A 14,879-nucleotide genomic window follows, 5' to 3' on the forward strand; every position below is an offset into this window, starting at 1 on the left:
ATTATATCTCCTCTGCGCGATAAGTTAGCAGGCGGCTAAAAGCTCTTTTAGTCTGGCTTAGCTTGCTGTATGTGCCTTGTTCAATAATTAAACCATTTTCCATCACCCATATTTGATCATATGCGGCAGCTTCTGCTAATAAATGTGTAACCAGCAAGGTTGTTTGTTTAGTCGAAGCCGCATTAAGTGCTGTCATCACCCGTTGCTCACTTTGCATATCAAGACTTGCTGCAGGCTCATCCAATAAAAGCAAAAGACAGGGGTTTAATAACGCACGGGCGACAGCAATTCGTTGTGCTTGTCCAACGGATAAGCGAGCGCCATTTTCGCCAATTTGGGTATCAACCCCCGTGGGTAGATGCTTAATAAACTCGGTTACATAAGCATTTTCCATTGCAATATTGACTGCGGCTGCAGAAGCTTCGGCTGAATAGAGACGTATATTGTCAATGATGGTTTGTGCCGGTAAATGGGGATTTTGGCCAACCCAGCTAAGTTGTTTGCGCCAATCAGCCATATCGAGATCCCTAAGTTCGATTCCATTAACCGTTAGCGATCCACGATAGGGTAGAAAACCCAGTAATGCATTTAATAGTGAACTTTTGCCAGCTCCGCTTTGGCCGACTAACGCGATGCGTTGGTTTGGCAATAGGGTGAAATTTAACGGGCCAGCCAGGCGTACATTGTCATGAGAAAAAATTTCTAGTTGCTGTGCTGTAATAGTTAATGGTTGAGCCGGCGTCATTAGCTGATTGTTTTGCGATAGTGGCGATGGTTGTTCTATGCTGGCTAATAATGTAAATAGAGATTCTGCTGCGCCTACTGCTTGTGCTTTAGCATGGTAATAAGTGCCTAAATCACGTAGTGGCTGAAAAAATTCCGGGGCGAGTATCAAAGCTAAAAAACCAGCAAAAAGGGTAACCGGTATGCCATAATTACCAAAATGCAATTCGCCTAAATAAGAGAAACCAAAATAAACCGCGACAATGGCGATGGAGATTGACGCGAAGAATTCTAACACTGCCGAAGAGAGAAATGCCATCCGTAAGACTTCCATGGTTCTTTTACGAAACTCTTCGGTTGCTTGTTCAATATCTTTTATTTCTTTGTTGGCACGGAAAAAAAGTCGTAAGGTATCCAGTCCACGTAAACGATCGAGAAATCTGCCGCTTAATCGGGCTAAAGCAACAAAATTTCGTCGATTAACATCAGCGGCGCCCATCCCAACTAATATCATAAATAAGGGGATTAAAGGTGCGGTGATAAATAAAATTAAGCCAGCGGCCCAGTTAAGGGGGAAAATTGCAATCAGAATGATAATCGGGATCATAGCGGCTAAATACATTTGAGGTAAATAGCGAGCGTAATAATCCTGTATGTCCTCAATTTGTTCTAAGATGATAGTAGCCCAACTACCAGCGGGTTTATTTTTAACCCAAATAGGTCCTAATTGGTTAAGTTTATTTAGTACCATGCTACGGATCTGCTGGCGAACAATTTTGCCACAAATAAATCCAACACTTTCTCGTATAAAATTAATTATTGCTCTTACAATAAATACACAAATGAGTAATGAAAATTGAACAAGTAGTTGTTCTCTCGGTACATTGTCTATAATTAATGCTTGTAAAATGGTGGCTAAAAGCCAGGCTTGGGTAACGATAAGTAGGCCACTAATAATTCCCAGTAACATGGATAAGCGTAGCCAGTGTTTTGCTGGTGCTGATTGTTGTTTCAACCATTTGACCAGTTCAGTTTGTTTTTGTTTATCCATAGTGATGATTTTATATACCGGCGTTAAGTTAATTATTACAACGGGTTGATGTTAATTTTATCTAATATCAACTTTAGAGGTATGTTACAGCTAAAAAAGCGCTATTTCGACAGCGCCTGCTAAAGAACTTTATTAAATTATTATAATTTGTAACATTTATTTGCGGTATAACGCATCTAAATAACGTTCGGCGTCAAGGGCGGCCATACAACCAGTACCTGCTGAGGTAATCGCTTGACGATAGATATGATCCATAACATCACCGGCAGCGAAAACACCTTCAACTGAGGTTTGGGTCGCATTGCCTTTAGTCCCAGATTGCACTTGAATATAGCCATTTTCTAACACTAACTGATCGGCAAAGATACTTGTATTGGGCGTATGGCCAATAGCGATAAATACGCCAGTCACGGAAAGCATCTCTATGTTGTCATTTTGGGTTGAACGTAAATTGATTCCAGTGACACCACTATTGTCACCTAATACTTCATCGAGAGTAAAATTGGTATGTAATACAATATTGCCAGTTTTTACTTTTTCCATCATCCGCTGAATAAGGATTTTTTCGGCTCGAAATGTTTCACGTCGATGAATAACATGGACTTCTGAAGCGATATTTGATAGGTAAAGAGCTTCTTCAATAGCGGTATTTCCACCCCCCACAACAGCAACTTTTTGTTTGCGATAGAAAAAACCATCACAGGTGGCACAGGCTGAAACACCACGACCTTTAAAGGCTTCTTCAGAAGGTAAACCCAGATAGCGAGCTGAGGCGCCGGTAGCGATAATAAGTGCATCGCAGCTATATATTCCGTTATCGCCAGTCAGTTGGAACGGCCGTTGCTGCAGATCAACCTTATGAATGTGATCATTAATAATGTTTTCTTCTGCCGCAAATTTTTTAGTATGTTGCAGCATGCGTTCCATCAACACTGGCCCCATTAATTCGGAATGATCCCCAGGCCAATTTTCAACTTCGGTGGTTGTGGTTAATTGTCCGCCTGGTTGAACGCCGGTGATTAATACCGGACTTAAGTTTGCTCGGGCGGCATAAATTGCTGCTGTATAGCCAGCTGGGCCAGATCCTAGAATAACAACTTTACTATGATTGGTGGTGTTCATAGATGCTCCATTTTTTAAGAATATTTATTCAATGTGGCGATTGTAGGAGATTAGAAAAATTAAAAAAAGTAAATTGAATTAAAAGATGATAAGTAATAGTCATTTTTATTAGCTTGTCTTTAACATTTTATTAAGGCAGCAAGTCATGAAAAAAGATTATTTTTCGTGAAATAACGTTTTAAATTGAGAATTTTCCTTATGTCTTATTGACAATTAGTTAATAATACATTCGTTTCCATATGATGTTCTGATTTTTATTCATAATCTTTGACAATCGGTTGTGTATTTGAGAAAACATCTTGTAGGATTAATTACCTCATTTGATTAATTGAAATTGAACATCATTTAAACAAATAGATAAATATCCTACTTTTCATTATCAAATTGAAAACTAACCAGATGATTTATCTACAAGATGAATTATACTACTAAATACTAATGGTCAGGCGGAGTTTAACCTTATTGCATCTTTTCCAATTCAATCATAAGAAAAGAAAATAGGGAATGTAATGGGTATAAAAAAATAGATAAAAGAGAGATAACGAAATGATTGATAACAAAAAGCGTCCAGGAAAAGATCTTGATCGTATAGATAGGAACATACTGAATGAATTACAAAAGGATGGTCGTATTTCTAATGTAGAGCTTTCTAAGAGAGTAGGGTTATCACCAACACCTTGTTTGGAACGCGTGCGCCGGTTGGAACGTCAAGGTTTTATTTCAGGTTATACTGCTTTATTAAATCCACACTATCTCGATGCATCTTTGTTGGTTTTTGTTGAGATTACCTTGAACCGTGGTGCTGCGGATGTTTTTGAACAGTTTAATGCCGTTGTGCAAAAACTGGAGGGAATTCAGGAATGTCATTTAGTCTCTGGGGATTTTGATTATTTACTTAAAACACGTGTTCCTGATATGTCTGCTTATCGTAAATTGTTAGGAGAGACTTTACTTCGTCTTCCAGGTGTCAATGACACCCGTACTTATGTAGTAATGGAAGAGGTAAAACAGAGTAATCGTTTGGTCATTAAGACACGCTAATCAAATAGATGCAAAACTGGAAAAAGTTAGGTACACTCCTGTTTATGCATACAGTTTCAACGCTGAGCATTACTCAGCGTTGTTCCTTTCAATCAACAGGAAAAACCTGGAGTGTTAGTTTTGGGCCAGGAATATACAGAAGACAAAAATATTAAGTTAAAAAAGATCAGTAATGGCAAGATACTGACAGAGATTATTTTACTTATAATTACTATCTGGGCGATTTTTTTAGTGGTGGCCCTGATAAGTTTTCATCCTTCCGATCCTAGCTGGTCGCAGACCACCTGGAATGAACCGATTAAAAATTTAGCTGGTGGTATTGGTGCTTGGTCAGCGGATATTCTTTTCTCTGTTTTTGGCATTTTAGCCTATGCTATACCATTAGTTATGTTGTTAGGATGTTGGAATGTATTTAAAGATATTGATAACCAGAATTGTCTGAATTTTTTTGTCCTTTCCTTACGTCTGATCGGTGGGTTGGCGCTAATAATTACATCGTGTGCTCTTGCATCACTTAATATTGATGATTTACCTAATTTTTCCTCTGGCGGAATTATTGGTAGTGTTTTTAGTAATGCCATCTTGCCTTGGTTTAATATTTTAGGAACAACCTTAGCGTTACTTTGTATATGGGCAGTTAGTTTCACCTTATTTACCGGTTGGTCATGGTTGATGATTGCGGAAAAGATTGGCGCACTAGTTTTAGCAACCATGTCACTAATCACTAATCGTACTCGTAGAAATAACAAGCGTCAGACAACAGAAGCTTATGTTTCACCTCATCCGGCTAAATTGTACGATGGCACCAATGTAGATTATATCGATCCCGATGATGTACTTTTTTCAGCTTCGCCAATTAGTCAGCTAGCGAAAGAGGAATTGAGCAATAATAAAAACCATGAATTGCATGGTGAAAAGGGATCCACTCTGATGCCTGATGAAACTGAAGTTGGTTTTGATATTCAATCAGCAACGCTGGACAAATATGATGAAGATATCTTTAGCAAACCTTCAGATATACCTGTTCCAATGGATAATGATGTTAATCTAAATAAATCGATAGATGCTAATACCGTTACTCAAGTTAGCGAGCAAGATAAAACCGCAAATTTAAGTGAAACATTAATATCATCGGTAACAAAAATAGATGCCGAGGTTGACCCTAGTACTGCTTTCACGCCAGTGAAATCGCAAATTAAAAAGGGAATTGGCCCAGAATTTCCACGTCCTAATCCTGTTCGTTTACCAACGCGACGTGAACTTTACGGCAATCGTCTAACGACACAAAAAGAGCAGGAATTGGCTGCTGAACAAAACGCTTATCAAAATTCAGTAACGCAACCGGATGGTGCTGAGTTTAGTATTGATGATTGGAATGAAGATAAATTACGTGAACAGTTTTTGCAGCAGCAAAATAAACGTTATGACACTGATATAACTAACAATCTTAATCCGCCAACAGATAGAATCGATGACAAAGACAAACCGATTACATCAGATGAGGCAGAATTAAATACATCAGTTGAAAGCCAGCCGCATATAGAGCATAAATGGCCATTGGCAGAAGATAGAGAGGTATCGCAGGAGCAACTAGCAAAAGAGGTCAGCGAAATACCGCTATCTACTAAGGATAAAAAGCAAAACGTCGAACAAACATTACCCGAGCAGGGAAGTCTTTTTCATCCTTTTCTGGTACGTAGTGATCAACCATTACCAAAACCCACGACACCGATGCCATCATTAGATCTACTTGCCAGTCCACCCGCCCAAAATGAGCCGGTTGATATGTTTGCACTGGAGCAAACATCCCGTTTAATTGAAGTGCGTTTAAGCGATTATCGGGTAAAAGCGGAAGTCGTTGGTTTTTCTCCAGGGCCGGTTATTACCCGCTTTGAATTGGAGTTAGCTCCTGGCGTGAAGGCGGCACGTATTTCTAATTTATCAAGGGACTTAGCCCGTTCCTTATCAGCAACTGCCGTACGTATTGTTGAGGTGATACCGGGTAAACCTTATGTAGGATTAGAATTGCCCAATAGAAAGCGTCAGACGGTTTATCTACGCGAAGTGCTTGATTGTGATAAATTTCGGCGCAACCCCTCAACATTAACCATTGTATTAGGTAAAGATATTGAAGGTGAACCGGTTATCGCCGATTTAGAAAAAATGCCCCATTTGTTGGTTGCCGGTACCACTGGTTCGGGTAAATCGGTTGGGGTTAACTCCATGATCCTCAGTATTTTGTATAAAGCAAAGCCTGAGGATGTTCGTTTTATCATGATCGATCCTAAGATGTTGGAACTCTCCATTTATGAGGGCATTCCTCATTTGCTGACCGAGGTTGTCACCGACATGAAAGATGCAGCTAATGCACTGCGTTGGTGTGTTAATGAAATGGAACGTCGCTATAAGCTAATGTCTGCTTTAGGGGTAAGAAATTTAGTGGGCTATAACGATAAAATTAATGCTGCTGAACGTATGGGGCGCCCGATACCTGATCCATTTTGGAAGCCAGGTGATAACATGGATAGTAGTCACCCGGTACTAAAAAAAGAGCCTTATATTGTTGTTATGGTTGATGAATTTGCCGATCTCATGATGACCGCTGGCAAGAAAGTTGAAGAGCTAATTGCGCGTTTGGCACAAAAAGCGCGGGCAGCCGGTATTCACCTTGTTTTGGCGACGCAAAGGCCATCGGTTGATATTATTACCGGTTTAATTAAGGCGAATATACCGACTCGGATTGCGTTTACTGTATCAAGCAAGATAGATTCTCGCACCATCCTTGATCAAGGTGGCGCTGAATCTTTATTAGGCATGGGCGATATGCTTTACTTACCGCCTAACTCCTCTATTCCAATTCGTGTCCATGGCGCGTTTGTTCGCGATCAGGAAGTGCATGATGTGGTTAAAGATTGGAAAGCTAGAGGTAAGCCCGAGTATATTGATAACATTACTAAGGCTAGCGATGAGGGTGATAGTGGTTATGATGGTGATGAAGAGCTTGATCCACTATTTGATCAAGCGGTTGAATTTGTGACGGAAAAGCAACGCGTCTCAATATCTGGCGTTCAACGACAATTCCGCATTGGTTATAATCGTGCCGCGAGGATTGTTGAACAGATGGAAGCGCAAGGGATCGTTAGTGAACCAGGCCACAATGGTAATCGCGAAGTCTTAACTCCACCACCGACAGGACATTGATTTAACATATTATCTTAAAACCAATAAATATGATGGATAAAAAGGTCATTACTTAATGAAAAAATTGATAATGCTAGGCTTGTTAGCGATAACTTTTCATATTAGCCAGGTATGGGCAGATGCCGCTTCTGAACTGCAAATGCGCCTAAATAAAATAAATAGTTTTCATGCCAATTTTACACAAAAGGTGACCAGTGCTGATGGTGATTTAATTCAGCAAGGTGAAGGCCAGCTATGGATCAAACGGCCAAATTTATTTAACTGGCATATGGTAGCACCAGATGAAAGTTGGTTAGTTTCTGATGGTACTAATCTTTGGTTTTATAATCCTTTTGTTGAGCAAGTTACGGTAACTTTATTGAGTCAGGCAACGACGGATACACCGTTTATGTTGATAACCCGTAATGCTCCGCAGGATTGGAAACGTTATCAGATTAGTCAAAATGATAATGATTTTCTGCTAACAGCTACCCAAAATAAGGGAAATTTGAAACATTTTTCCATTACTGTTCAGCCTGATGGCACTATTCAACAATTTACGGCGGTAGAGCAAGATGGCCAAATGAGTTCATATCAGCTCAAAGGCCAGCAAAATAGCCATGTTGATGACAACAAATTTAAATTTGATCCACCACAAGGTGTAACTGTTGATGATCAAAGGTCAAGGAGGTGAGGTGACTAATTTGCCACTTGATTTTTCATCTAATGAATTTCAACCATTGGCCGCAAAAATGCGGCCAATCAACTTAGAGCAATATATTGGCCAGCTCCATTTATTAGCTAAGGACAAGCCACTTGCGCGTGCTATTGGTGCAGGCCAACTGCATTCCATGATTTTGTGGGGGCCGCCAGGTACCGGAAAAACGACCCTGGCTGAAATTATCGGTCACTATGCGGATGCCGCCATTGAAAAGATCTCAGCGGTAACCTCAGGTATCAAAGAGATCCGCGAGGCGATTGAAATTGCTCGCCAAAATCGGCAATTAGGGCGAAGAACGATTTTATTTGTTGATGAAGTTCATCGCTTCAATAAAAGTCAACAAGATGCCTTTTTACCTCATATAGAAGATGGTACGGTAACGTTTATTGGCGCCACAACAGAAAATCCTTCTTTTGAGCTCAACTCAGCCTTACTTTCACGCGCGCGGGTTTATCTACTGAAACTGCTTTCTAATGAAGAAATTGTCATGGTTTTGCAGCAAGCAATGGAGGATAGAGAACGTGGTTATGGTGGCCAGAAAATTATTTTGCCCGATGACACCTGTGACATGATAGCCCAATTAGCCAATGGTGATGCCAGACGAGCATTAAATTTACTGGAAATGATGGTCGATATGGCTGAGATCAATGATAAAGATCAGCGAATATTAGCCGTAAATTTATTAAAAGAAGTTAGTGGTGAAAGAAGCGTTCGTTTTGATAATAAAGGCGATCGTTATTATGATCTCATTTCCGCACTACATAAATCTGTCCGTGGCTCTGCCCCCGATGCAGCGCTTTATTGGTATGCCCGAATTATCACTGCTGGCGGTGACCCTTTATATGTTGCTCGTCGACTGCTGGCTATTGCCTCTGAAGATATAGGCAATGCTGATCCGAGAGCAATGCAAGTTGCGATAGCGGCGTGGGATTGTTTCACCCGTGTTGGCCCAGCGGAAGGAGAGCGAGCCATTGCCCAAGCAATTGTCTATTTAGCTTGTGCTGCTAAAAGTAATGCCGTTTATAAGGCTTTTCAGGCCGCCATAACAGACGCAAAGCAACAGCCAGATTATGATGTCCCTCCTCATTTACGTAATGCACCGACTAAGTTAATGAAAGAGATGGGCTTAGGTCAAGAATATCGCTATGCTCACGATGAGCTCAATGCTTATGCTGCTGGTGAAAATTACTTTCCCGCCGAGATGCAAGAAACACGTTATTATTTTCCATCAAATCGTGGTTTAGAAGGAAAAATTGGCGAAAAATTATCCTGGCTGACTGAATTGGATCAAAATAGCTTAACAAAACGCTATCGTTAAAAATCTCAATGGGGTAATGTAGCCAGATCAGGCTAAAAAAGTGTTAAGTGTCAGAGAAGACTGGCAGGTTGTTTTTATTTTTGAACCATAATAATTTTACAGGTTAAGCATGCTTGATCCAAATTTACTGCGTAATGAGCTAGAGGTAGTTGCTGAAAAACTGGCTCGTAGGGGATTTATTCTCGATGTAGATATGTTGCGTAAACTAGAGCAAGAACGCAAAGATTTACAAATTACAACAGAAAGCTTGCAGGCAGAACGAAATTCCCGCTCGAAGACCATCGGTGCAGCAAAAGCGCGCGGTGAAGATGTTGAAGCTTTACGTAAGCAAGTTAACCAGTTAGGTGAAGAGCTGGATAGTGCTAAAAGTAAACTAACGCAAATACAGGATGACATTCGTAATATTGCTTTAAGTTTACCCAACTTACCTGATGACAGTGTACCAGACGGCAACGATGAAACCGACAATGTCGAAATAAGTCGTTGGGGTGAGCCGCGTCAATATGATTTTACCATTAAGGATCATGTGGCATTAGGTGAATTAACTGATGGTTTGGATTTTTCGGCTGCGGTAAAAATTACTGGTTCCCGTTTTGTGGTCATGAAAGGCCAAATTGCGCGCTTGCATCGGGCATTGGCGCAATTCATGTTAGATTTACACACCGAACAACATGGTTATACGGAAACTTATGTTCCCTATTTAGTTAATCATGCCACCCTTTATGGCACCGGCCAGCTACCCAAATTCAGTGAAGATCTTTTTCATACCAAACGATTGGAAGAACAGGCATCAAATCAGCAATATGCGTTGATCCCAACCGCTGAAGTGCCGGTGACTAATCTAGTTCGGGATGAAATTTTAGCGGCAGAAAGTTTACCTCTCCGCCTGACAGCGCATACTCCCTGTTTTCGTTCTGAAGCGGGCTCTTATGGCCGCGATACGCGCGGCCTGATCCGTATGCACCAATTTGATAAAGTTGAATTAGTGCAGATAGTAGAGCCAGAAAAATCGATGGTAGCACTGGAAGAATTAACCGGCCATGTAGAAAAAGTATTGCAATTGTTAAAATTGCCTTACCGTAAAATTGTTTTATGTACTGGCGATATGGGTTTTGCAGCTTGTAAAACCTACGATCTGGAAGTCTGGCTACCGGCCCAAAATACCTACCGCGAAATCTCTTCTTGTTCAAATACTTGGGACTTCCAGGCACGTCGCATGCAAGCACGTTTCCGTCATAAAGAGGATAAAAAACCACAGTTAGTGCATACCTTAAATGGCTCTGGTTTGGCTGTTGGTCGTACCTTGGTGGCGGTAATGGAAAATTATCAGCAAGCTGATGGACGAATTGAAGTGCCTGAAGTTTTACGTCCTTACATGAAGGGGTTAGAGTATATTGGTTAACGCAAGGAGTGATGTTATTGAAATAGCGATGCTTGTGATCAACAAATAAACTTGTCGGTAATATTCAGCGAATATCAGCCAAATGTAAGCAGACATAATATAAAGCTACTGTTTAAAAGTAGCTTTATTTATTGCTGCAGACCGGCCATGACAAAAGTGCTGAGTAGATATCATATTTTAATCTTGCTGGTGAATTTTCTATTTATTTCCTGAGCCAAATAAGATAATTTTTTCTTACTAATCGCTTAAATTAAGTTTATTGCTATTTATGCTTTAGTTAATAAAAAAATATCAATTGAATATGTTTAAGAAATACGTTTCCCTTACTACTGAGTTAACCTAACACTCAAAAACCAAGGAGGCAGTATGGACACAGCATCATTTAAAAGTACCCCCACCATCTTAGTACAAGATAATCGTGGGCTGGCCATCAGACAAATTCAATATAATCGCCATCCGGATACACCTGAGAATACCGAGACGTTAATCACGCGATATCAAAATAATGCGCTGGACTTTTTGGCCCACAGCATAGATCCTCGTTTATATCAACAGCGGCAAACCGATAATACCGTTACACCAAATTTCAGCTACATAACATCGCTTAGTGGTGAAGTATTGTCGGTAGAGAGTGTTGATGCAGGAATGACGGTGACGATGAAAGATATTGCTCAAAGGCCCCATTTTGCGGTCAATGCCACCTCATACCGCTGTCACTGGCAGTATGAAGATAGTGACTCGCTTGGGCGATTGTTGTCGATCACCGAACAACAGCCAGGTAAAGAGTCTCAGATCAGTGAACGTTTTATCTGGGCTGGTAATAGCCAGGCAGAGAAAAGACTAAATTTAGTCGGTGCCTGTATTCGTCATTATGATACGGCGGGACTTGAACAAATCAATAGCATCGCCTTAAGCGGTGCCATGTTATCCACTTCACGTCGCTTACTACAAGATAATCTGGTTGCTAACTGGCAGGGACAGGATGAATCTGACTGGGATGCGCAGTTATCGGCAGTGATTTATACTAACCAGTATACCCGTGATGCAACTGGTGCGATATTGACGAGTACCGATGCGATCGGTAATCGCCAGCGGCAGGCCTATGACGTGGCTGGTATGTTAATGAGTAGCTGGCTGACACTAAAATCAGGCCGTGAACAGGTCATTGTCAAATCGTTAACCTATGCCGCCAATGGGCAAAAATTACGTGAGGAGCACGGCAATGGGATAGTGACTAGCTATAGGTATGAGCCAGAAACTCAGCGTCTGCTTAATATCAAAACGGAACGACTGGCTGGTCATATGGCAGGCGCCAAGATACTGCAAGATCTGCGTTATGACTATGATCCGGTAGGTAATGTGTTACGTATTACCAATGATGCTGAGGCGACCCGCTTCTGGCGTAATCAGAAAAATTGTGCCGGAAAATCACTATCGCTATGATAGTCTCTACCAGCTGGTGCAAGCTACCGGCCGAGAAATGGCCAATATTGGTCAACAAACTACGCAGTTACCGCCAGCATCTCCCATCGATAGTAATACCTTCGCCAATTATAGCCGAACCTACACTTACGACAGTGGTGGTAATTTATCGCAAATACGCCATAGTGCCCCGACCAGTAACAATAATTATACCGTCAATATTACCGTATCTGATCGCACTAATCGGGCGGTATTAAGTAGCTTAACCGAAGATCCGGCTATGGTAGACAGGCTGTTTACCCCAGGTGGACAGCAGCAGCAATTATTATTGGGGCAAGCGCTAACGTGGACGCCGCGTGGAGAGTTATTAACGGTAACATTAGTCGAGCATAATGGCCAACCCGCAGACACGGAATGGTATCGTTACGATGCCAGTAGTCAACGACTGGTTAAAACTACCGTCAGACAGCAGAGTAATACCGATCAGACACAGCAAGTGATTTACCTGACAGGTGCTGAACTGCGTACTAAACCAATGGCAATGGTGTGCAAGAGCTGCTGGAGATAACAACCATGGGTGAGGCAGGACGTGCGCAAGTACGAGCGCTGCACTGGACAACAGGTAAGCCAACGGAGATCAACAACGATCAGCTGCGTTACAGTTATGATGATCAGCTAGGCAGCAGTCGGCTAGAGGTGGATGAAAACGGGCTACTGATAAGTCAGGAGGAGTATTATCCCTATGGTGGTACCTCGGTATTACTGGCCGTCAGTCAGTTAGAAGTCAATTATAAAACTATCCGTTATTCAGGCAAAGAATTGGATGCCAGCGGGCTCTATTATTACGGTTATCGCTACTACCAGCCCTGGGTGGGGCGTTGGTTGAGCGCTGATCCGGCCGGCACGGTTGATGGGCTAAATCTCTATCGATTCTGTAGAAATAACCCAGTCACCTTAATTGATGAAAAAGGGATGGCACCGACACCGTTGCAGAAAAGTATCAAAAAAACAGTAAAGCATACAATAGAAACGATTGATAAGGCGTTAAATGTACTACAAAGTAATAGTGAAGCGGTTCAACAGGTAATGAGTACTTTTTTTGGTCATGCTTTTGACGAGCTTAAAGAAACTTGGAAACAGGATTTAACCGCAATTCAGAATTTGATGAAATCATTCGATGTTAATAAAAATTTGATTGAACAGGTTGTTTCTGAGCATGATCCAAATACAATAGCACAAACAGCATATTTTTTTCCTGATAAGAAAGTGTTAAATTATAATAAAGCCATGTCCGCTGGCGAGAATCAAATTTCTAAGGCAAAAATCTTTAAAGAAGCGTCTGACTTTTTTAAGAATGAGAAATATTTAGAGGTTTTTGCGCAACCATGGTTTAAATTTGAAAATCGTGGAGAGGAGCATATAGTAGAGATAACTTTGATCCACGAATTTTCTCATATAGTATTAGGTACTCTTGATGTTGCTTATTCAAGTGCCGGTGGTAGCGCTTCGCAAAATCTACAAAAGCTTTATTTTTTAGGCGTTGACAAAACTTTTAATAATATAAGTGCATTACATTATAGTTTTGATGAATTCATTAAAGGCAAAAGTAGTTTGAAGGATTTAAAATTTGAGGATTATCTAGAGCTGCCTTATAACAATGCAGACTCCTTTGCGTATGCTACTCAATTATTAGCTTATTCAGCGTCTAAAAAAAGTAGCCGGCAAGACCAATTTAAGTCTATGGTTAGTAGTCGTTTTAAGTAATAAATTGTTAGGTAATTTGGAGAGGAAAATCAGCAGACAAAATGATCTGCTGGTTCTAAAAAACCGTCTTTAATGCGATGATAAATTAGTCGCGTGATGTTAAATATCGGGTTTTTTTCGCTGAAATATTAGTCGAAAAAAGCCCGATTTATTAAAACTGAAAAATTAAGTCACAAAATTTTTTATCGCCCATCGAATAAATTAATAAACCACTTTATGGCCATAACCTTGCAGAATATGTTTAATTCGCTCCATGGTTTCCGTTGATGGTGGTCTGATATCGCTCAGCTGATACTCTTCCCCCATCGCTAGCCATTTATGCTTGCCTAATTCATGGTAGGGTAACAGCTCTATTTTTTCGATATTGGGCATATCACGGGTAAATTGGCCTAGTAAGTGGGCGGATTGGTCATCATCTGACCAACTGGGTACCACTACATAACGGATCCAGGTTTTCTGTCCACGTTTCGCCAGATAGCGGGCAAATTCTAAGGTGCGATGATTGGAAACGCCAACTAGATTCTTATGAATGCTATCGTCCAGTTGTTTTAGATCTAACATCACTAAATCGGTGACATCCAGTAACTCATCGATCACTTTATCATAACGGCGGACAAAACCATTAGTATCAAGACAAGTATGAATGCCTTGTTGCTGACAAGCGCGAAACCAGTCTCGAACAAATTCAGCCTGCAAAATGGCTTCACCGCCAGAAGCGGTCACTCCGCCACCGGAAGCATTCATAAAATGGCTATAGCTAACCACTTCTTTCATCAATTCTTCGACGGTAATTTCTTTACCACCGTGGGTATCCCAGGTATCTCGGTTATGGCAGTACAGACATCGCATCAGGCATCCCTGAAAAAAAACGATAAATCGAATACCCGGGCCATCTACCGTACCACAAGATTCAAAAGAGTGAATACGCCCAACTAGCGACATAACATCTCCAAAATTGAAGGGAGCACGAGTTTCGCACAGGCATATAAAGTTCTAGAAATGGCTTAAAAGCAATGGTTAATCTGCAAGTTACAAAAACACATAAATTTTATTAAATTACAATAATTTGTATTTAATTTATAAGGTTTTGTCTATTTATATATCATGCTGAATTAAACTTAAAAATAGCGCGTTT

General features: G+C 40.8%; 8 protein-coding genes and 1 pseudogene. 6 read left to right on the forward strand and 3 right to left on the reverse strand.

The annotated features are described in order from the left end of the window. Position 1 precedes the first annotated feature (1 nt). Both cydD and trxB read right to left on the reverse strand, forming a co-directional pair. Positions 2-1,774: a heme ABC transporter permease/ATP-binding protein CydD gene (gene cydD / locus V3224_RS19735; protein ID WP_334472365.1), complete on the reverse strand. Its 1,773-nt coding sequence runs from the start codon at positions 1,772-1,774 to the stop codon at positions 2-4. Between the two features lie 156 nt (positions 1,775-1,930). After that, positions 1,931-2,896 (reverse strand): thioredoxin-disulfide reductase, encoded by a 966-nt coding sequence (gene trxB, locus V3224_RS19740; RefSeq protein ID WP_032116320.1) that lies wholly within the window; start codon positions 2,894-2,896, stop codon positions 1,931-1,933. A 546-nt stretch (positions 2,897-3,442) separates the two neighbouring features. Here trxB and lrp point away from each other — a divergent pair. From lrp to V3224_RS19770, 6 genes and pseudogenes are all read left to right on the forward strand, one after another. Beyond that, positions 3,443-3,937: a leucine-responsive transcriptional regulator Lrp gene (lrp, locus tag V3224_RS19745; protein ID WP_026822393.1), complete on the forward strand. Its 495-nt coding sequence runs from the start codon at positions 3,443-3,445 to the stop codon at positions 3,935-3,937. A 120-nt stretch (positions 3,938-4,057) separates the two neighbouring features. Then, entirely contained in the window at positions 4,058-7,138 is a 3,081-nt protein-coding gene (locus V3224_RS19750) for a DNA translocase FtsK 4TM domain-containing protein (protein WP_334472754.1), read from the forward strand. Between the two features lie 55 nt (positions 7,139-7,193). Further along, positions 7,194-7,811, forward strand: coding sequence for an outer membrane lipoprotein chaperone LolA (gene lolA, locus V3224_RS19755; protein WP_334472366.1), 618 nt, complete (start codon positions 7,194-7,196; stop codon positions 7,809-7,811). A gap of 1 nt (position 7,812) precedes the next feature. Then, the gene (locus V3224_RS19760; protein ID WP_334472756.1) at positions 7,813-9,156 is read left to right on the forward strand and encodes a replication-associated recombination protein A; all 1,344 of its coding nucleotides are present in this window, start codon (positions 7,813-7,815) and stop codon (positions 9,154-9,156) included. A 109-nt stretch (positions 9,157-9,265) separates the two neighbouring features. Continuing rightward, on the forward strand, positions 9,266-10,558 hold the full coding sequence (serS, locus tag V3224_RS19765) for a serine--tRNA ligase (RefSeq protein ID WP_334472367.1): 1,293 nt from the start codon (positions 9,266-9,268) through the stop codon (positions 10,556-10,558). Between the two features lie 366 nt (positions 10,559-10,924). Beyond that, positions 10,925-12,955, forward strand: a pseudogene (locus tag V3224_RS19770) (RHS repeat-associated core domain-containing protein); the annotation flags it as partial. Positions 12,956-13,945: 990 nt separating this feature from the next. Here the strand turns inward: V3224_RS19770 and pflA are convergent. Beyond that, a complete protein-coding gene (gene pflA, locus V3224_RS19775) occupies positions 13,946-14,686 on the reverse strand; it encodes a pyruvate formate lyase 1-activating protein (protein WP_334472368.1) in 741 nt (246 codons plus the stop codon). Between the last annotated feature and the right edge of the window lie 193 nt (positions 14,687-14,879).

This window comes from Arsenophonus sp. PmNCSU2021_1, from assembly GCF_036919435.1.
Classification (GTDB): Bacteria; Pseudomonadota; Gammaproteobacteria; order Enterobacterales; family Enterobacteriaceae; genus Arsenophonus; species Arsenophonus nilaparvatae.

What these genes read in the sequence shown, in the direction of transcription:
- cydD (WP_334472365.1), bottom strand. Translation starts at nt 1,774, where the DNA reads ATGGATAAACAAAAACAAACTGAACTGGTCAAATGGTTGAAACAACAA.
- trxB (WP_032116320.1), bottom strand. Translation starts at nt 2,896, where the DNA reads ATGAACACCACCAATCATAGTAAAGTTGTTATTCTAGGATCTGGCCCA.
- lrp (WP_026822393.1), top strand. Translation starts at nt 3,443, where the DNA reads ATGATTGATAACAAAAAGCGTCCAGGAAAAGATCTTGATCGTATAGAT.
- lolA (WP_334472366.1), top strand. Translation starts at nt 7,194, where the DNA reads ATGAAAAAATTGATAATGCTAGGCTTGTTAGCGATAACTTTTCATATT.
- serS (WP_334472367.1), top strand. Translation starts at nt 9,266, where the DNA reads ATGCTTGATCCAAATTTACTGCGTAATGAGCTAGAGGTAGTTGCTGAA.
- pflA (WP_334472368.1), bottom strand. Translation starts at nt 14,686, where the DNA reads ATGTCGCTAGTTGGGCGTATTCACTCTTTTGAATCTTGTGGTACGGTA.